Origin of the sequence: Pseudotabrizicola sp. 4114, from assembly GCF_031457365.1 — a bacterium.
GTDB lineage: Bacteria > Pseudomonadota > Alphaproteobacteria > Rhodobacterales > Rhodobacteraceae > Pseudotabrizicola.
On sequence record NZ_JAVDWP010000001.1, the window covers coordinates 100261 to 119442 of the forward strand.

Consider the following 19182-nt stretch of genomic DNA (forward strand, 5'->3'; position numbering starts at 1 on the left):
TCGCTCCCGGCTTAGGCATTTTGGGCGTGACTGAAAAGGGGCAAACAGGGTGCAGATCAGGCTTGGCCTTCCCGACACTCTCAAACCACAGGCGGCACAGCTGTACTGGCAGGCCTTTGGCGGCAAGCTGGGCCGTGTCATGGGGCCGGACCGTCGCGCCCATGCCTATGTGCTGCGGGTCCTGCGCACCGATCACTGCATCTGCGCCTTGTCGGATGAGGGTGATCTGCTGGGCATCGCCGGTTTCAAATCGCCGCAGGGCAGTTTTGTGGGCGGCGAGGCCGAAGATCTGCGGGCGATCTATGGCCGCATCGGTGCGGCGTGGCGCGGGGCGCTGCTCCGCCTGTTGCAACGCGACATCGACAACGACCGCTTTCTGATCGACGGCATCTGTGTGGCGCGCGATCAGCGCGGCCACGGCATCGGCAGCGCCCTTGTCACCGCCCTGATGGCCGAAGCCTCTGCGCGCGGCTACCCCGCCATCCGGCTCGAGGTGATCGACACCAACATCCGCGCCCGCGCCCTGTACGAGCGCCTTGGTTTTTCCGCCTGGCGCAGCGAAACCCTTGGCCCGCTGCGCCATGTCTTTGGCTTTTCGCGCGCTGTGACCATGGTGCGCAGCCTGCCCTGAGCCATACCCAAGCCTTACCTATACCATACCGGACCCATACTGAACTTTCCGGACCTGCGGCGTGTTTTTTCCCCCTGCGAAACGGGATCGGCCTGTGGCATAAGCACACCGGCGCGATCGGGCGCATGGGGTCAGGCACGCCACCGGTAAGGGGGCAGGCAAAAGGGGATACGTGACTATGATCAATGAATTCAAAGCCTTCATCGCCAAGGGCAATGTCGTCGACCTTGCCGTCGGCATCATCATCGGCGCGGCGTTCACGGCTATCGTCAATTCGCTGGTTGCCGATCTGATCAACCCGATCATCGGCCTGATCACCGGAGGCGTCGATTTCTCGAACCTTTACATAGACTTGTCAGGAACCAACCCTGAATCCCTCGCCGCCGCGCGCGAGGCGGGGGTGCCGGTTTTTGCCTATGGTGCCTTTATCACGGCGATCATCAATTTCCTGATCATCGCATGGGTGGTCTTCCTGCTGGTCAAGGCGGTCAACCGCCTCAAGGCGCAGGCCATCCGCAAGGAAAAGGCCGAAGAAGCCGCCGCAGTCCCCCCCGGCCCGACCGAGCTGGATGTGCTCAAAGAGATCCGCGACACGCTGCAACAGCGCAGCGCCTGAGCCGGAAAGCAAGGCCCCTGCCATGGCAGGGGCCTTTCATATCAAAGCGTTAGCGCCTCATCCGCGCTGATCGACGGCAGGCCAAGCGCCTCACCCACCGCCTGATAGGTCAGGTGACCGGCGTGGGTGTTCAGCCCGGCTTTCAGATGCGGGTCAGCGGCGCAGGCGGCTTTCCACCCCTTGTCGGCCAGTGCGAGCAGGAAGGGCAGGGTGGCATTCCCCAGCGCCTGCGTCGAGGTGCGGGCGACCGCGCCGGGCATGTTGGCGACACAATAGTGCATGATTCCATCGACTTCGTAGATCGGGTCCTGATGCGTGGTGGCGCGGCTGGTCTCAAAGCAGCCGCCCTGATCAATCGCCACATCCACAATCGCCGCCCCCGGTTTCATGGTGGCCAATTGCGCCCGGCTGACCAGCTTTGGCGCGGCGGCCCCGGGGATCAGCACCGCGCCGATCACCAGATCCGCCCCGGCCACCGCCGCCGCTGTGGCGGCCCCGCTGGCATATGTATTGCGGAACACGCCCGCAAACACATCATCCAGATAGCGCAGACGGTTCAGCGAGCGGTCGAGCACCAGCACATCCGCGCCCATGCCCGCCGCCACCCGCGCCGCATGGGTGCCGACCACACCGCCGCCGATCACCACAACCTTTGCCGGAGCCACGCCCGGCACACCGCCCAGCAGCACACCGCGCCCGCCATTGGCCTTTTGCAGCGTCCAGGCCCCGACCTGCGGTGCCAGTCTGCCTGCCACCTCTGACATCGGGGCCAGCAGCGGCAAGCCGCCCGCCCGGTCGGTCACGGTTTCATAGGCAATCGCCGTCACGCCAGAGGCGAGCAAATCGCGGGTCTGATCAGGATCTGGTGCGAGATGCAGATAGGTAAACAATATCTGCCCCTCACGCAGCCGCTTGCGCTCTGCCGCTTGCGGTTCCTTGACCTTGACGATCATGCCGCTTTCGCCAAACACCGTTTCCGCATCCGGCGCGATCTGCGCCCCGGCGGCGGTGTAATCGTCATCCGTAAATCCTGCGCCAACCCCCGCGCCGGTTTCCACCAGCACCGAATGACCATGCGCCACCGCATCACGCACCGCATCCGGCGTCATGCCGACGCGAAATTCCTGCGGCTTTATTTCCTTTGGGCAACCGATTTTCATGCTGAGTCCCTGTTGGTTTTTGTGGTTTATACCGTTCAGTGTCGCGCCGATCCGCTGTCACTTCTTTGAATTTTCCGCGACAACAGGGTCCGAGTTACGTAGAATATGGCGCAGAAATCCCCTTTGGCGAAAGAAATCACCGCTCCCATGGATCTTGATGCAACCGACCGCCGTATCCTGAACGTGCTGCAACGCGATGGCCGGATCACCAATGCCGACCTGTCGGAACGGGTGAACCTGTCGCCCTCGGCCTGTCACCGCCGCACCCAGCGGCTGGAGGAGGAGGGGTATATTGCCGGCTACGTCGCCCTGCTCGACACCCGCAAGATCGGGCGGCTGACCACGGTGTTTGTCGAGATTACCCTGCAAAGTCAGGCAGAAGACCTGCTCGACGCCTTTGAGCGCGAGGTGGCGCGGCTGCCCGATCTGCTGGAATGTCATCTGATGGCGGGGACGGCCGATTATCTGCTGAAGATCATGGCCGAGGATACCGAGGATTTCGCCCGCATCCACCGCCAGTTCCTGTCGCGCCTGCCCGGCGTGCGGCAGATGCAGTCGTCTTTCGCGCTGCGCACCGTGGTGAAAACCACCGCCATCGCGGTGTAGCGGCGGCCCCGCGCGCAGCGGGGCCGGCCGCTGGTGTCAGGCCAGAACCGCCAGATCCGCCGCGTCAAACCCGGTCAGGTCTTGTGTGCGGTCTTCGCGCACCTTGCGGACCCAGTTCGCATCGGAAATCAATGCGCGGCCCACGGCGATCAGGTCAAACTCATCGCGCTCCATCCGGCGGATCAAGCCGTCAAGCGGGGTGTTATCCGATGCTTCCCCGGCAAACGCACCGCCAAAGTCGGAGTTCAGCCCGACCGATCCCACGCTGATCGTCGCCGCGCCGGTCAGCTTTTTCGCCCAACCGGCAAAGTTCAGACCCTCTTCGCCATCCAGTTCGGGGAACTCCGGCAGCCAGAACCGGCGCTGCGAGCAGTGCAGAATATCCACGCCCGCGTCGACCAGCGGCAGCAGCCAGTCTTCCATCTCGGCCTGGGTAGAGGCCAGACGCGCGGTGTAATCCTGCTGCTTCCACTGGCTGACCCGCAGGATCAGCGGGAAATCCGGGCCAAGGGCGGCGCGCACCGCCTTGACGATCTCGGCGGCAAAACGCGCGCGTTCGGCAATCGTGGCCCCGCCCCAGCGGTCGGTCCGCAGGTTGGTGCCCGACCAGAAGAACTGGTCGATCAGATAACCATGCGCGCCATGAATTTCTACCGCGTCAAAACCTGTGGCCTGCGCTGATCGCGCCGCAGCCGCAAAGGCGGCGATGGTGTCGGCGATGTCTTCCTCGGTCATTGCCTGCCCACGCGGATCATCGGGGCCGACCAGACCCGAGGGGCTTTCGACCTCGGCCTCTGGCACCCATTTTCCGGCGCGGGTGGAGCCTGTGTGCCAGATCTGCGGAGCAATCTTGCCACCCGCCGCATGCACCGCCTGTGCCACCTCGGTCCAGCCGTCCAGCGCGGGTTTGCCGTGAAAGAACGGAATGCCCGGCATATTGCGCGAGGCCGGGCGGTTGATGACTGTGCCTTCGGTCAGGATCAGACCGACGCCGCCTTCGGCGCGCTTGCGGTAATACGCGGTCTGCGCCGCACCGGGAATCCCATCGGTGGCCATCCCGCGGGTCATCGGGGCCATCACGATGCGATTGGCAAGGGTCATGCCCTTCAGCGTGAAGGGGCGGAAAAGTGCATCTGGCGTCATAGTGACGGATCCTTTGGTTGTGCTGCACTGCAGCTAAGCACGGGCGGCAGAGATTCAACCAAACACAGCACCGCAGCAAAGCGCCCGGCCGCACAGTCACTGTTCACATCCGTCACTGTTCAAGGCCACCGCCCCTCGGAACGGGCGGCAGCAACGGGCCCGCACCCCGGCCAAAGAAAAACCCCCGGCCTTGCGGACGGGGGTTGATCGTGGGGCAGGGGCTTGCGCCACCCACCGAAGCTTTCAGGAACGACTTAAACGCCGCCTTCGCGCAATGCCTTTTTGCGCGCAAGCTTGCGCGCACGGCGAACGGCTTCGGCTTGCTCGCGCGCTTTTTTGACGGAGGGTTTCTCGAAATGTTGCTTGAGCTTCATTTCGCGGAACACGCCTTCGCGCTGGAGCTTTTTCTTGAGGGCCCGAAGGGCTTGCTCAACGTTGTTGTCACGGACGCTGACCTGCATGTGGTTGTCACCACCTTCCTAGGTTAGAGTTGCACTGTCTGTGCAGGCAGGCTGCGCTATAACAAAGGCATTGGCCCCTGTCCACCGCCATGACGGAAGGATGACGACATGACGACCGAGAACACGACCCCGACACCTGCAGATCGTGTGCTGGACGCGGCTTTGCTGCATGTGCCGTTTGACGGCTGGTCCGAAACCACCCTGCGCGCCGCGATTGCCGAATCAGGCGTGCACGAGGCGCTGGCCCGGTCGCTGTATCCGCGCGGCGGGGTGGATCTGGCGCTGGCCTGGCACCGGCGCGGCGATGCGCTGATGCGCGAGCGGCTGGCCGCGACCGATCTGGCGGCGCTGCGCTACCGTGACCGCATCACCACCGCCGTCCGCCTGCGGCTGGAACTGGTCGAGGATAAGGAAGCGGTGCGCCGGGGCACCACCCTGTTCGCCCTGCCGACACACGCCGCCGATGGGGCGCGCGCGATCTGGGGCACGTCGGATACGATCTGGACCGCGCTTGGCGACACCAGCCGCGATATCAACTGGTACACCAAACGCGCCACGCTGTCGGCGGTCTATTCCGCCACCGTGCTGTTCTGGCTGGGCGACGACAGCCTCGGCCATCAGGCCACATGGGAGTTTCTGGATCGCCGGATCGAAGATGTCATGCAGATCGAAAAGGCCAAGGCTGCCTTGCGCGACAACCCGATCTCAAAGGCTTTGCTTGCCGGGCCGATGAAACTGATGGAAAAGATCCGCAAGCCCGACATCCCGGATGATCTGCCGGGCAGGATGATGGATCGTTTCCGCTGAATGTCCCCAGATTGAAAGACCCGCGATGACCCTGTCCCACACCATGCGCGCCATTGAAATCTCTGAACCCGGCGGGCCAGAGGTGTTGAAACCCGCGACCCACCCGGTGCCGGTGCCCGGCCACGGCCAGATCGTCATCCGCGTGGCCTATGCCGGGGTCAACCGCCCCGATGCGCTGCAACGCGCCGGGCTCTATGCGCCCCCCGCCAGCGCCTCGCCGCTGCCGGGGCTGGAGGCGTCGGGCACCGTGGTCGAGCTTGGCCCCAACGTCACCCGCTGGAGCATCGGCGACAAGGTCTGCGCGCTGTTGCCCGGCGGCGGCTATGCCGAATACGTCACCACACATGAGGAGCATGCCCTGCCGGTGCCGGATGGCATGGGAATGAAGGAAGCCGCCTGCCTGCCGGAAACCTGCTTTACGGTCTGGTCAAACGTGGTGATGCGCGGCGGGTTGCGCGGGGGCGAGCGGTTTTTGGTGCATGGCGGGTCGTCGGGTATCGGCACCACCGCGATCCAGATCGCGCGTGCCCTTGGCGCGCGGGTGTTCACAACCGCAGGCAATGCTGAAAAAGTGATGGCCTGCGAGGCGCTGGGGGCCGAGCGCGCCTTTAACTACAAGACCGAGGACTGGGCGGCCGAGGTCAAGGCGATGGGCGGGGCCGATCTGATCCTCGATATGGTGGGCGGCGCGTATTTGCCGCGCAACATCCGCACGCTGGCTGATGACGGCCGTCTGGTGCAGATCGCGTTCCTGCAGGGGGCAAAGGTCGAGCTGAACTTTGCCGAACTGATGATGCGCCGTCTGACCCTCACCGGATCGACTCTGCGCCCGCAATCCGATGCCGCCAAAGCCCGCATCGCGCGCGCGGTGGAAACCCATGTCTGGCCGATGATCGCCGCCGGTCATTTCGCCCCGGTGATGGACAGCGAATTCCCGCTGGAGCTTGCCTGCGATGCGCATGCCCGGATGGAAAGCTCGGGCCACACCGGCAAGATCGTGCTGAAGGTCGGGGGCTGACGCCCCTGTCCGGCGCAACGGCCGTCAGGCCTTGGCGGCCTGCATCCAGTCCCAGCTGCTGCGCAATCCGTCGCGGAAATCCGTGGCCGGTTGCCAGCCCAGCACGGTCTGCGCCTTTGTGATGTCGAGCACCGAATAGGGCACGTCGATGGTGCGCCCCGGTTTGAACACCGGGGCAATCTCTTGCCCGGTCACATGGGCCAGCGCTTCGATCAGATCCAGCAGCGACCGGCCCTGCCCGGACCCGGCATTGACCGCGCCGCACAGGTCACTTTCGGCAGCGGCAAGGCACAGCTGGGCCAGATCAGCGACATGCAGGTAATCGCGCACCACCTTGCCATCGCCCCAGATCTCGATCGGCTGGCCGGTCTGCAGCCGCCGCATGAAGGTGGCCACGACCCCTTGGACCCCCGTATGGCCCTGACGCGGCCCGAACGGGTTGGCCGCGCGGATCGCCACCGGCCGCAAGCCGTGGGTGATGCGGTACATCGCAAGATACTGCTCGATCGCGACCTTGACGATGCCATAAGAATTGATCGGGTTCAGCGGATAGTCTTCGGGGATCGGGTGCCCCGGTGCAGGCCCGTAAACGGTGCCGCCCGATGACATATACACCAGACGCTGAATGCCCATGGTGTTCATGACCTCGATCAGGTTCAGCGTGCCGATCAGGTTGCCGGTCACATCCGCCTTTGGGTCAAGACTGGCGGTGCCTGGAAAGGTCGTGCTGATCAGATGGAACACCACATCCTTGCCGCTCAGCGCCTCGGCCCAGGCCATCTTGTCGGCAAAATCGCCGATCATGTATTCCACACCCGGCAGCGGCGCACGATAACGCTCCATCGCCCGGTCAAACACCGTCACACTGTGACCGGCAGCCCGCAGCGCATCAACCACATGCGATCCGATAAACCCGCATCCTCCGAATACCAAAGCGCGCATCTGGGGCCTTTCTGTCCGTTTCATGTCAATCGCGACCTGCGGTTATCGTGTCACACCGGTGACAGAAGTGACCGCCGCACGATAGCCCTGCAAGACCGGCGCGACGCCGAAAAGCCGCTCCAGTGCATGCAGCATGGTGCCGTCAATCGCGATAGGCTCGATTGGATAGTCCGTCCAGCCAAGGTTCAGATCGACAAATGGCCGCAACGCCTCTGACCGCATCCAGAACATGGTTCCGATCGGGAAATCAAAGGCATCGGGCAAATCCCCCAGACCCATCCGGTCAGCGAGGCGCGCGGCATGATCACGGTTGCGCGTCCATGCAAAAACATGGGGATCGGACGGAAACACGACGCCCAACGTGGGATCGCTGGCAAAGGCATTCACCACCCGGTCCAGCATCGCGCCGCCGATCTCGCCGCCAAGGGTGTTTTCCTGCAAAAATGCGGTCCACCGCGCGACCATCTTGTCATCGACCAGCGCGATGCTCTTTTTGGTGTGCAGGTGACCAATGACATCATAGTCCTGAACCAACTCCGCACCAAAGCCGGTCAGGAAGGGGCCGATATCACGACCGGCATTCGGCATCACGCGGATCTGGCTGGGGCCGTCATAGCTGCTCAGAATGCGCGCGGCTTCGGTTTGGGCGGCTTCGTCAGCGACACTGACGAACAAGGCTGGACGGGACGCATTCAGCATAAGACGCGCAAGAATTCCCTCAAGCGGATCAACGTAATACGCATGGATGTGCAAGGCACAGCGCAACTTTCGAGCTGCATTGCCCAACGCGGGCGTGTCCGTCTCGCGGATGACTGGCAGGCTCCACGGTCCTGCGGGGCGACCCCTGGTCAGGAAATCGCTGTAGGGATCAGTGTCCAACGGCCCGTTTTCTGTCGTCAGGGTATGATAGGCATAGACATGGGGGTTGAAGCCGGGTTCGGGGCGGCATGGCATTGCGCCCCGGGACACGTCTTCGAGATAACGCCTGGCTGTTTCATGAACGGTACCGAGTTTGGTATCGGGACGCAGCACATAGTCTGGCCGGAAATGCGGCTCGGCTGCGATGATCTCGGCGTCTGACGCTCTGTGGTCCTTGCGGACATTGACCGCCAATGCCAGACCCTCGATCCGGCTGACATAGGCATTCAGATCGAACATCGCTTGAGCATGTGACTTGGTACGCCGTGACACGTCAGCATAATGATCAGGCGATGTGGCAAGCTTCTGCAGCTTTTCTTCCATATCGGAAGTGTTCAGATAGTCGGCGACACAGGCGGCTTCGAGACTGCCTTTGCGCAGAATGTCAGAAATGCCGGTTGCGGTATCGAAGCAAAGCACCGGAACACCGACCAGCATGGCGTCAATGGCGACATTCGGTAACGGATCAAGGCGGCTGGTGAGCAGCATCGCATCGGCGAGTTCATAGGCGTATTCAATTTCACTCGTGGGCGGCAGGATACGCACAATATCGACAAGCCCCGACCGCTTCAGCTGGTCGTGCAGATAAACGGAATAGGACGAGTCATTCTCCGGGTCGTAGCCATCACCGATCCAGACAAACCGCAGCGGGCGCCCATTGGCCTTTGTCAGCGCGTGTCGTGCGACTTCGATGAACAGATCAACGCCCTTGCGGATCTGCACATGGCCGGCACCGATGACCAGAAAGGCATCCTCATGGCCTGAAGGGCGCAAGAACGACTTCAGCCGGTGCCGCTCGGCCTCATCGACCGTCTGGGCTTCGGCACCAGCGGGCACAACACATTTGCCTTGCGGGAAAATATGAACCTTTGGCGCGAGTTCCAAACCGGTGGTTTCTGCCGCGTTGTCAAAGGTCAGCGGGCTGGAGAATACGACAGTGTCAGCGTCTTTCATGACCTCGGCAAAAGCGGACAGCGGTCTGGTGTAGGATGCAAACTCATGGATCAGGGACACACTCGTGATGCCCAGCCCGTGCAGAATCGGCAGCACGCGGCGGGATTCGATCGAGTTGACCACCGCAAATTCAAACGGCTTTGCGGACAGGAACCGTTCGGTGTGCCGCCAGGTGCTGTTGCCGGGTTGCGGATTGCGTCCGGTGATCACCACATCGACCGACACATCCAGAAAGGCATCGAGGATGCCGCCGCCGCGGGTGCTCAGGATGGTCACGTTGTAGCGGTCGGCCAGAACGCGCGCGACGTTCTGCACCAGAATGGGTGCTCCGGTGCGGCTGGCCTCGTGCGAGACCAGCAGCACATTCCTGCGGTCCGGGTCAGGGGTGCGGCGGCCGGGGATCACCTGAAACTCACCGGAAGGGGCGGGCACGATCTCTGCCGCCGCAGCCGTTTGCCCGGCCACGATCAGGGTGCGCCGGGGATCGCGCTTTCGCGCGCTTTTGGCAAAGCGCAGGCGCGCCCGCTCACTGAACGGCAGAACGCCAGAGGCCAGACCGCTCAGCACCCGGTGCACCAGCCGGTCTTTCCAGATCTTCATGACATGCGAACGGGCATAGGCCAGCTCACCGCGCAGCAACTGGTTTTCAGTTGTCTCGGATTGAAGCTGCGCCTGATGGTGTGACAGCGTGTTGGAAAGGGCTTCCAGCCGCGCCGATAGCTCGTTGCCGTATTCTGTCGCCGCCTGCTCCTTTGAAGCTGCGTCTTTCGCCTGCTCTTTCGCCGCCCGTGCTTTCAGGTCCGCGTCTTCGGCCCGTCGCATCGCAACCAGCGTTGAGGCGGCAAGTGCCGCCCCGCCCCCGTCGAGCGGTCGGATCTGGTTTTCGGGCACCAGCTGGCCGCCCTTCAGAACGTCCAGCATGCCAGACAAGGCCGCCGGTCCTTCGGCCGCCTTTTCCGCCAGAACCGCCTGAGTGTGGTCGCCCGCCAGCGCATGGCCTTCGGCCCAGAACAGCGCAGACAGCGCATCGCGCCCGGCTTCATCCTGTGTCATGCGGCGAAACGCGGCCATTTCGGGGGTCAGGTCATCGCCCCGGAACAGAACCCCCAGACCATGCTGATACCAGAAGTTGAACGACGGATCGGTTTTCGTCAGCTCTGCCCAGTACTGCCAGACGCCAAAGCCGCGCTCGCGCACTTCGGTATCGTGAAACAGCACCACGGCGTTGTCTGCCAGCTTGGGCCGCCAGCTTTCGTAGTCTTCCTTGATGTCATCATAAAAGTGTCTGCCATCGAGGTGCAGAATGTCGACCGAACCATCTTCGACATCATCCAGCGCCTCGGCAAAGGTCTTGCGCAGCAGGGTGCTGAACCCGGCGTAGGGCCGGTTTTCCTTTCTGACGGTGTCGAACACCTCTTCGCCGTAACGCCCGGCATGTTCATCGCCTTGCCAGGTGTCAACGGCGATGCAGCGGGTGGGAAGGCCCGCTGCCTTTACGGCCTGACAAAAGGCAAAATAGGAATATCCGTAGTGAGACCCCAGTTCGACAATCTTGCCGGGCCGCGCTGCACGAACCAGCCACATTGCGAACGGACCATGTCGCAGCCAGGCCGTCATCGGGATGTAGGACGGACGGGAAATCTCGTGCCCAAGGAAGATCGTCTTCGTCATCATTCACCAATGCAATCTCAAACCAATCGCAACGTCCTAAACACTTTAACCCAACCTCGCAATGCGGGTCAGTATGCGTGTCACGCTGCGGACCATATCAGCGTAAAATGCAGGCTCTTTGGTGCGCGAAAGCGTCATCCTGCACCCTACGACGTGGCATTGCGGCCCCTGTAAGGCGGGGGCGGGGGCTTGGCAACTGGCTGTGGATCACAGTTCCAGCAGATTAACCATGGGCGCGCGCGCATCGGCAAGTATCGGCCTGCCATTCTGACACAATGAAACACAGGTTCAAAGAAAGCATGCTGGGGAAGCAGGTGTCGGTAAGGCTGGCCATCCGTCCGGGCCATTTGCGCATATGGGGCGATTAACATGTTCATGGCAAAGCGGGTGCCCGCGTGACTGGCTGTCTTGTGCATGTCCGATTTTGGTCCTATGGTCCAACCAAACTGGGGGCTTCATGGTCGGCACATCGGCGGTCGAAGAACTGCGCGAGACTTTGCGTCGTGAGATCGTGGATCTTTACGACGTGGGCGATTTGCTGCCCTGCGAACGCGATCTTGCCGAACGGTTCAATGTCTCGCGCAATACGATCCGCGAAACGATGATCCACCTCGAGGCCTTTCAGCTGGTGCGCAAGACCAAGCGTGGCGCGCAGGTCTCGAAGCCGGATTTCGACACCATGTTCCGGGGCTTTACCCAGTTCTTCGGCACCTCGACCCAGACCTTTACCGATGTGCTGAACTTCCGTCGCATCGTCGAAACCGGGGCCGCGCCGCTGATCACCCATAATGCAACGGATGAGTGCCTGTCGCAGATGACCGAAGCGAACCGCCTGATGCAGCAGGCACTGACCACCAGTGAAGCCGCCGAATGGGATTACCGCTTTCATCTGGCGCTGGTGGATGCATCAAGGAATGATGTGCTCAGCCGGATGTACCGCGTGATGTCCGTGCCGCTGCGCTATTATCTGGAGGTCGGCAAATCGCAGACCCCCGCAACAACCACCGCATATGAACAACATGCCCGGATCATCGACGCCCTGCGCAACCGTGAGCCCGAGGTTCTGATCCGCGCCCTTTCCGACCATTTCCGGCATTCCAGCAAAACGCTGACCAACTGGCTGGCGACGCGCGACGGAACCGGCGGGCAGGCAAACGGCGGGCCGATTTCAGTATGGCCGCCGCATCCGGCGGCTGCGGAATAGAGCCGATTTTTCAACCGGAGAGAGATCCGATGACATTTACCAGGAACCTGAGGCGTGCCTGTCGCCCGATGGCAGTCTCTGGCCTGTCCCCGGCGCTTGATCTGACAGAACATGAGGACAACCAATGGCGGTGAATTCGAACCAGATGCAGGCGCTTCTCTGCACCGAGCCGGGTCGGCTGGACGTGGTGCAACGCCCCCGCCCCGAAGACAAACCCGGGCATATCCGGCTTAGGGTCGAAGCAATCGGGATCTGCGGAACCGATTATCACATCTATGACGGCAACCAGCCCTTTCTTGCCTATCCGCGCGTCATGGGGCACGAACTGGCCGCACGCGCGCTGCAGGACAGCGCTGACGGTCGTATCGCGCGCGGCGATCTGGTGGTGGTGAACCCCTATATCACCTGTGGCACCTGCCACGCCTGCCGCATCGGAAAACCCAATTGCTGCGAGGCTATCGGGGTGCTGGGCGTTCACCGCGACGGCGGCATGTGCGAAGAAATCGTCGTGCCGGAAGGCAATGTCTATGTCGCCACCGGGCTCGACGCGACTGCGGCTGCGATGGTCGAGTTTCTGGCCATCGGTGCCCATGGCGTCAGACGGTCGCGGCTTGTCGCTGGCTCGACCGCGCTTGTGGTCGGGGCAGGGCCGATTGGCATGGGGGCTGCGCTTTTCGCGCAGGTGGCGGGGGCCCGCGTGACGCTGCGCGACACGTCGCCCGACAGGCTGGCGCTTGCGCAGGGTATTCTGCCCGACGTGACCTGTCAGACCGTGGCCGACGCCGGACCCGAAGCCTTTGACACCGTGTTTGACGCCACTGGCAACATCAACGCGATGAATGCGGGCCTCAGTCTTTTGGCCCATGGCGGGTCTTATGTGCTGTTGTCGGTCGTCAAGGGCGATCTCAGCTTCCCCGACCCCGAGTTTCACAAACGCGAGGCGACCCTGATCGGCAGCCGCAACGCGCTGGAGGAAGACTTCCGCCATGTCATGGATTGCATGGCACGGGGGCTGATTCCGGTCGGGGCCATCGCCACCCATCGCACCACGCTGCACGGCGCCGCCACGGACCTGCCGAAATGGGCGGCAGACCGGGGCACCGTCATGAAAGCGCTGATCCACGTCTGATACCGCAGTCGTTTTTGCACGCGACTTGTTCAGCGGCCTGCTAACGATCACTTGACCCTGTGCAGCCCATTGGCTACGCCGCTGCCAACCCAAAGACAGGAGCCTTTGTGATGGCCAACCCTTCCCTTCTTATCCTCGCCGGTGACGGCATCGGTCCTGAAGTCATGGCCGAAGTGAAGAAAATCATCGGCTGGATGGGCGCAAACCGCGGCGTCACCTTCGATGTGACCGAAGATCTGGTCGGCGGCTGCGCCTATGACAAGCATGGCGTGCCGCTGCACGACGACACCATGGCCAAGGCGCAAGAGGTCGATGCGGTGCTGCTGGGCGCCGTGGGCGGCCCACAATATGACAATCTGGACTTCAGCGTGAAACCAGAGCGGGGCCTGCTGCGTCTGCGCAAGGAAATGGATCTGTTCTCCAACCTGCGCCCGGCTCAATGCTTTGATGCTCTGGCGGACTTTTCCAGCCTCAAGAAAGAGGTCGTGGCCGGTCTGGACATCGTGATCGTGCGCGAACTGACGAGCGGCGTCTATTTCGGCGAGCCGCGCGGCATTTTCGTCGAAGGCAATGAGCGCGTCGGCATCAACACCCAGCGCTATACCGAAAGCGAAATCGTCCGCGTCGCCCGGTCAGCCTTTGAACTGGCCCGCAAGCGCGCGAACAAGGTCTGCTCGATGGAGAAGGCCAATGTGATGGAATCGGGCATCCTGTGGCGCGACGTGGTGCAGGAAATCCATGACAAGGAATACCCCGATGTTCAGCTGTCGCATATGTATGCCGACAACGGCGCGATGCAGCTGGTGCGCTGGCCCAAACAGTTTGACGTGATCGTCACCGACAACCTGTTCGGCGATGTGCTGTCGGATTGCGCGGCGATGCTGACCGGGTCGTTGGGCATGCTGCCCTCGGCCAGCCTTGGCGCGCCGATGGCCAATGGCCGGCCCAAGGCGCTGTACGAACCGGTGCATGGCTCTGCGCCCGACATCGCGGGCACGGGCAAGGCGAACCCGATCGCCTGTATCCTGTCGTTTGCCATGGCGCTGCGCTATTCGTTCGACATGGGCGAGGATGCCACCCGGATTGAAAAGGCGGTCGAGCAGGTGCTGGCCGACGGCCTGCGCACCGCCGATCTGATGGGGCCACAGGATGGCACCCCGATCACCACCACCCAGATGGGCGACGCCATCATCGCGGCGCTGGACGCCAGCCTGTAAGCGTTGAGCGAAATGTTGCACAAAGGCCCGCCCTCTGGCGGGCCTTTGTCATTGATGTGACGGGACCCGTTGAGCCCGGACGTGGTTTCTGCACATACTGATAGCGCAAACAGGGATGGCGCTTTGCCCCTGCCAGCAAAGGGAGAGTCATGGGACACAATGTAAAAGGTGCGCTTCTCGCGCTGCTTGCGTTTGCGATTTACGCGACCCATGACGTTGTCATCAAGTTTCTGGGCGAGAGCTATAACTCGTTCCAGATCATCTTTTTTTCGGGCCTGATGGGCTTTCCGCTGATTTCCTTCATGCTGATGAGCGACCGGACAGACGGCAACCTCATTCCGCGCCATCCGTGGTGGTCGCTGTTGCGTTCGCTGACCGCCGTGTCCACGGGTGCTGCGGCCTTCTATGCCTTTACCGTCCTGCCGCTGGCGCAGACCTATGCAATCCTGTTCGCCATGCCGCTGTTGATCACGGTGCTGGCGATTCCGATGCTGGGCGAAAAGGTGGGCTTCCGGCGCGGCATTGCGGTGGTGGTCGGGCTGATCGGCGTGCTGATCGTGCTGCGCCCCGGATCGGCAGAGCTGTCCTGGGGCCATCTGGCGGCGCTGTCGGCGGCGATGACCGGCTCGCTGACTTCGGTGATCGTGCGCAAGATCGGGGCCGAGGAACGGTCTGCGGTGCTGATGCTGTATCCGATGGTGGCGACCTTTCTGCTGACCGGTGCTGCGATGCCCTTTGTCTATGTGCCGATGCCGCTGGAGCATCTGGCGCTGACCGGGGTGATTGCAGGGCTGGCGTTTGTGGCCGCGCTGCTGTCGATTGCGGCCTATCGCACCGCGCCCGCCATCATCGTGGCCCCGATGCAGTATTCGCAGATCATCTGGGCGGTGATCTATGGCGCGCTCTTGTTTGACGAACAGGCCGATTTTTACACACTGATCGGCACCGGGGTGATCATCAGCTCGGGCATCTACATCGTGCTGCGCGAGGGCACCGGCAGCGTGTCGAAAAACAGCCCGGTTCTGGCCAACAAATCGCGGCCTGAAACCGGGTTGATGCCCCGCATCAGCCTGCTTCTGAAGCGCGGCGAGCGCCGTCGCGCAGAATGACCCCGCGCCCCTCTTGCAAAGCGCAAACGAAAGGTTTAGGGCGTTTCCCACGGTCGGAGCGTAGCGCAGTCTGGTAGCGCACCTGCTTCGGGAGCAGGGGGTCGGAGGTTCGAATCCTCTCGCTCCGACCAAAAAATTCTTGTTTTGCAGCGGATCGGGGCGCGCAAGTCCTGCCTTGAGATCGCCCAACACGGTCATGCAATCAAAAAGGCTGTGGTCAATGCGCGGCGCACGCTGCACCATGACCATTCAGAACATTGCCCTGATGTCGATCATTCGCCTAAGGGTCGCGCTGATCTGAAGACCATCGCCCGTTGCCTCTGAGGTTGCCGCATGCTGGAAATTCTGTCTGACCGCACCTATCGGAACCTGTTCGCGGCTCAGGTTGTTGCGCTGCTTGGCACCGGGCTTGCGACCGTCGCCCTCGGACTTCTGGCCTATGATCTCGCCAACGAGAACGCGGCGATGGTTCTTGGCACGGTGTTTGCCATCAAGATGGTGGCCTATGTCGGCATTGCGCCGGTCGCGGCGGCGCTGGCAGACCGGGTCAACCGCCGGATGTTGCTGGTGACCCTTGATCTGGTGCGCGCGGCTGTGGCCCTGTGCCTGCCTTTTGTCAGCGAGGTCTGGCAGGTCTATGTCCTGATCTTTCTGCTGCAGTCAGCATCCGCCGCGTTTACACCGATGTTTCAGGCCACGATCCCCGATGTCCTGCCAGAGGAAGCCCGATATACCCGTGCGCTGTCGTTGTCGCGGCTGGCCTATGATCTGGAGAACATCGCCAGTCCCACACTCGCGGCGCTTTTGCTGACCGTGGTAAGCTATAACTCTTTGTTTCTGGGGACGGTTGTCGGCTTTGCCGCCTCGGCTGCACTCCTGGTCTCGGTTTCCCTGCCCAGCCCGAAACCCGCGGCGGCACGCGGGATTTATGATCGCACCACGCGGGGGATCCGCATTTACCTGGCAACCCCGCGTCTGCGCGGGCTGCTGGCGCTGAATGTCGCGGCGGCCTCTGCCGGGGCGATGGTGCTGGTCAATTCGGTGCTGCTGGTGCGTGGCACACTGGCGCTGGATGAGGCTGCGCTCGCGTGGACGATCTTTGCGTTCGGAGCGGGGTCGATGAGCGCGGCGCTTGTCTTGCCGCGCCTATTGGACCGCGTGCCGGATCGCCCGGTCATGGTCGGCGGCGCGCTGCTGATGGTGGCCACGCTGCTGAGTCTGGCGGCGACGATTGCTTTTGCCGGGCTTGGCTGGCCCGCCTTGCTGGTTGCCTGGTTGCTGATCGGATTGGGATTTTCCGCCGTTCTCACGCCATCGGGCCGGTTGCTGCGCCGGTCGGCACATGCCGAAGACCGGCCCGCCCTGTTCGCCGCGCAATTCGCCCTGAGCCATGCGTGCTGGCTGGTGACCTATCCGCTGTCCGGCTGGCTGATGACACAGTTCGGCGCGGTCATCACTCTTGCCGTTCTGGCGATGATCGCCAGTGCCGGCATCGCGTTTGCACTTCGGGTCTGGCCGCAACACGACCCCGAGATCATCGAGCATGCCCATGACAACCTGCCCCTCGACCATCCCCATCTGCGTGGCGAACGGCGGCATTCCCATCCTTTTGTCATCGACGAAAACCATGCCCGCTGGGTGCCGTAAGGTTCCGCGACCGGACCAGATTGCGCATCGTCGCAGGTGTTTCGTCAGTGGGCCGGACCGGCCTGAACCCGGCAGGCACGCCAAACGCCTGGCATCCGGCCGGACGCCGGTCAGGGGCTGATATCCATCCAGATCGGATGATGCCGCGCGCCCTCCGGGGTTGGCGCATGTCCCGAAGCCATCACGCTGATCCCGGCAGAGGGCAGAATGTAGCTGACCCGCAGCGGCCCCAGCGTGCCGCCATACTCCACCGTATCGCCCGGCAGCACATCCTGCAGACGTGCATCCGCCAGCAGCGCCCGGATCGCGCCTTTGTCGCCGTTGCCCTTGTCCGGGTCGGCATTGGCCTGACCCATCAGCACGAACGGCTCCTGCGGGGCCTGCGGGCTGTCCAGGAGATGCAGCCAGAACGCCGCCTCATCATGGTTGCGCCGGATATTGCGCCGCTCTGGCCCGTCAAACGCCGGTGGCGTGGCATGCCATGTCAAAAGGTGCAGGCGGCGGCCATCCGGCAGCACCACAGCCGTATCGTGGTGCCCGGTGGTCGACAGCCGCAGCACCTCTGCCGCACCGTCGGGCAAGGGCGGCAGATCTGCCCCCGGCAGATCGCGCCACAGGAGCCCCGAATGATCCACGCTTTGCGCCGCATCCACCGGCAGGCGCGACAGCAGCACCATGCCGCCTTCGCCCGGAAACCGGCCAAAGCCGATGGCATCGCGCGCCTCATCGCTGCGCCCGTTGCCGTCAAGGTCAAAGCCGCTGGCAATGCCGGTATTGGGCCGCAGCGCCACCAGATGGGGATAGGGCAGGGGCAGCGTCGCATTCAGCGCCGCCAGCGCCAGCCCGCCCGCATCATAATCAAACCCCGACAGCACCAGCAGATCCGCCTCCAGCGCCGCAATCGCCGCAGTGGCAATCGCCAGATCGGGTGACTTGCCCGCCGCCAGATCGCGCAACAACAGCCCCGGTCCCGCGCGGTTCAGATCGGTGTTCCAATAGGCCAGCCGCAGCGACTCTGCCGCAGCCGGACCGGCCAGCGCAATCAGAACACCCGCGAGGCCCGCGAGATGGCTGTGCTGTCGGCCCTGACCCGGGCGCGGCGGATGTCGCGGATCATCTCTGCGATCCGCCCCAGCGCGATGCCGCGCATAAACAGGCTGGCAGGAAGAAAGGCCCATGCTGTCATTGTCCAGATCAGGGTTTGCGAGGCCGTCATGCTGTCGGGGTTCACCCCCGAGGAGGACAGGCTGACAATAAACGGGATGATAAAGGGCAGCAGAAAGCCGAGTGCGATGTTGATCCGCCCGTCGCGCTCCAGCCGGTCCACCAGATCACCGGCGGTCGGATCAAAGGTCGGCAGGTTGACCCAGACGTTGAACACCCGGTCGCGCAGCGGCCAGGCCCCGGATTTGAGCAGCAGCACAAACACCGCAAGCGAGATCAGCGAGGTCAGATAGGCAATTCCCGCCGCATCGCGCACCGCCAGAACCTGTTCAGGTGTCGCGGTTTCGGCCAGCATCAGCTTGGCCAGCCGCACCGGAGAATAGGGAAAATCCATCGACCGCCCGACCAGATGCCCGATGGCTTGCACCAGTTCGGTCAGGCTGGTCGCCTCGGTCCGGCCGCTTTCCATGATCGACAGGCAGAACACGGTGGCAAACAGCATCGCCAGCCGCACCCGGTTGAACGGCGGGGCATCGCGGAATTCGATCAGGCTGGGGGCTTCGGTGTTGTATTCCACAAAGGTCAGCAGACCGGCAAACAGCGCCACCAGCGCGGCCATCTGCCTTGCATCAACGGACACGCCCGGCAGCAGCACAGAAGGCGTCACCACCACCAGCACCACCAGAACAGCCCTTATGAAAGCCCCCGAGAAACGCGAGACCACTGCTTTGCCACCTTCCACACGGTCGGGCCCGATACTGTGCCGGGCCCTTGTTCCGAAGATC

The 19182-nt window shown here is 62.9% G+C and carries 17 protein-coding genes and 1 tRNA gene; 11 read left to right on the plus strand and 7 right to left on the minus strand.

The genetic code is table 11. From position 1 onward, the window contains the following. Positions 1-49: 49 nt before the first annotated feature. Together J2X53_RS00495 and mscL are read left to right on the plus strand one after the other, a co-directional pair. Positions 50-631: a GNAT family N-acetyltransferase gene (locus J2X53_RS00495; RefSeq protein WP_349035532.1), complete on the plus strand. Its 582-nt coding sequence runs from the start codon at positions 50-52 to the stop codon at positions 629-631. A gap of 172 nt (positions 632-803) precedes the next feature. Beyond that, positions 804-1247, plus strand: a complete 444-nt coding sequence (mscL, locus tag J2X53_RS00500) for a large conductance mechanosensitive channel protein MscL (RefSeq protein ID WP_349035533.1) — start codon at positions 804-806, stop codon at positions 1245-1247. Between the two features lie 41 nt (positions 1248-1288). Here the strand turns inward: mscL and ald are convergent, their stop codons facing one another. After that, the gene (gene ald / locus J2X53_RS00505; protein WP_349035534.1) at positions 1289-2407 is read right to left on the minus strand and encodes an alanine dehydrogenase; all 1119 of its coding nucleotides are present in this window, start codon (positions 2405-2407) and stop codon (positions 1289-1291) included. Positions 2408-2554: 147 nt separating this feature from the next. Here ald and J2X53_RS00510 point away from each other — a divergent pair, with 147 nt between their 5' ends. Then, complete coding sequence (locus J2X53_RS00510) at positions 2555-3013, plus strand: Lrp/AsnC family transcriptional regulator (RefSeq protein ID WP_118150560.1); 459 nt, start codon at positions 2555-2557, stop codon at positions 3011-3013. A 36-nt stretch (positions 3014-3049) separates the two neighbouring features. Here the strand turns inward: J2X53_RS00510 and J2X53_RS00515 are convergent, their stop codons facing one another. Both J2X53_RS00515 and rpsU read right to left on the minus strand, forming a co-directional pair. After that, positions 3050-4156 carry an NADH:flavin oxidoreductase gene (locus J2X53_RS00515; RefSeq protein WP_349035535.1) on the minus strand — a complete coding sequence of 369 codons (1107 nt, stop codon included), beginning with the start codon at positions 4154-4156 and terminating at the stop codon, positions 3050-3052. Between the two features lie 254 nt (positions 4157-4410). Continuing rightward, positions 4411-4617 (minus strand): 30S ribosomal protein S21, encoded by a 207-nt coding sequence (rpsU, locus tag J2X53_RS00520; protein ID WP_100196301.1) that lies wholly within the window; start codon positions 4615-4617, stop codon positions 4411-4413. 108 nt (positions 4618-4725) lie between these two features. On the opposite strand from rpsU, the gene J2X53_RS00525 reads away from it, so the two are divergent. Continuing rightward, positions 4726-5424, plus strand: coding sequence for a COQ9 family protein (locus tag J2X53_RS00525; RefSeq protein WP_349035536.1), 699 nt, complete (start codon positions 4726-4728; stop codon positions 5422-5424). A 25-nt stretch (positions 5425-5449) separates the two neighbouring features. Beyond that, entirely contained in the window at positions 5450-6442 is a 993-nt protein-coding gene (locus J2X53_RS00530) for an NAD(P)H-quinone oxidoreductase (RefSeq protein WP_349035537.1), read from the plus strand. 24 nt (positions 6443-6466) lie between these two features. Here the strand turns inward: J2X53_RS00530 and J2X53_RS00535 are convergent, their stop codons facing one another. Next, on the minus strand, positions 6467-7384 hold the full coding sequence (locus tag J2X53_RS00535) for an NAD-dependent epimerase/dehydratase family protein (RefSeq protein ID WP_349035538.1): 918 nt from the start codon (positions 7382-7384) through the stop codon (positions 6467-6469). 42 nt (positions 7385-7426) lie between these two features. Next, complete coding sequence (locus J2X53_RS00540; RefSeq protein WP_349035539.1) at positions 7427-10927, minus strand: rhamnan synthesis F family protein; 3501 nt, start codon at positions 10925-10927, stop codon at positions 7427-7429. A gap of 457 nt (positions 10928-11384) precedes the next feature. Between J2X53_RS00540 and J2X53_RS00545 the strand changes: the two genes are divergently transcribed. The 6 genes from J2X53_RS00545 to J2X53_RS00570 all read left to right on the plus strand — a co-directional run bounded on the left by J2X53_RS00545 (position 11385) and on the right by J2X53_RS00570 (position 17233). Continuing rightward, a complete protein-coding gene (locus J2X53_RS00545; RefSeq protein ID WP_349035540.1) occupies positions 11385-12131 on the plus strand; it encodes an FCD domain-containing protein in 747 nt (248 codons plus the stop codon). A gap of 124 nt (positions 12132-12255) precedes the next feature. Next, a complete protein-coding gene (locus J2X53_RS00550; RefSeq protein WP_349035541.1) occupies positions 12256-13260 on the plus strand; it encodes a zinc-binding alcohol dehydrogenase family protein in 1005 nt (334 codons plus the stop codon). Positions 13261-13370: 110 nt separating this feature from the next. Next, a complete protein-coding gene (leuB, locus tag J2X53_RS00555; RefSeq protein ID WP_349035542.1) occupies positions 13371-14477 on the plus strand; it encodes a 3-isopropylmalate dehydrogenase in 1107 nt (368 codons plus the stop codon). Between the two features lie 149 nt (positions 14478-14626). After that, entirely contained in the window at positions 14627-15586 is a 960-nt protein-coding gene (locus J2X53_RS00560) for a DMT family transporter (protein ID WP_349035543.1), read from the plus strand. A 54-nt stretch (positions 15587-15640) separates the two neighbouring features. Further along, positions 15641-15717, plus strand: a tRNA-Pro gene (locus J2X53_RS00565). A gap of 202 nt (positions 15718-15919) precedes the next feature. Next, the gene (locus J2X53_RS00570) at positions 15920-17233 is read left to right on the plus strand and encodes an MFS transporter (protein WP_349035544.1); all 1314 of its coding nucleotides are present in this window, start codon (positions 15920-15922) and stop codon (positions 17231-17233) included. 110 nt (positions 17234-17343) lie between these two features. Here the strand turns inward: J2X53_RS00570 and J2X53_RS00575 are convergent, their stop codons facing one another. Next, complete coding sequence (locus tag J2X53_RS00575) at positions 17344-18279, minus strand: endonuclease/exonuclease/phosphatase family protein (RefSeq protein ID WP_349036269.1); 936 nt, start codon at positions 18277-18279, stop codon at positions 17344-17346. Then, positions 18276-19121: a hypothetical protein gene (locus J2X53_RS00580; protein ID WP_349035545.1), complete on the minus strand. Its 846-nt coding sequence runs from the start codon at positions 19119-19121 to the stop codon at positions 18276-18278. The genes J2X53_RS00575 and J2X53_RS00580 overlap by 4 nt, the downstream gene beginning before the upstream one ends. Positions 19122-19182: the final 61 nt, after the last annotated feature.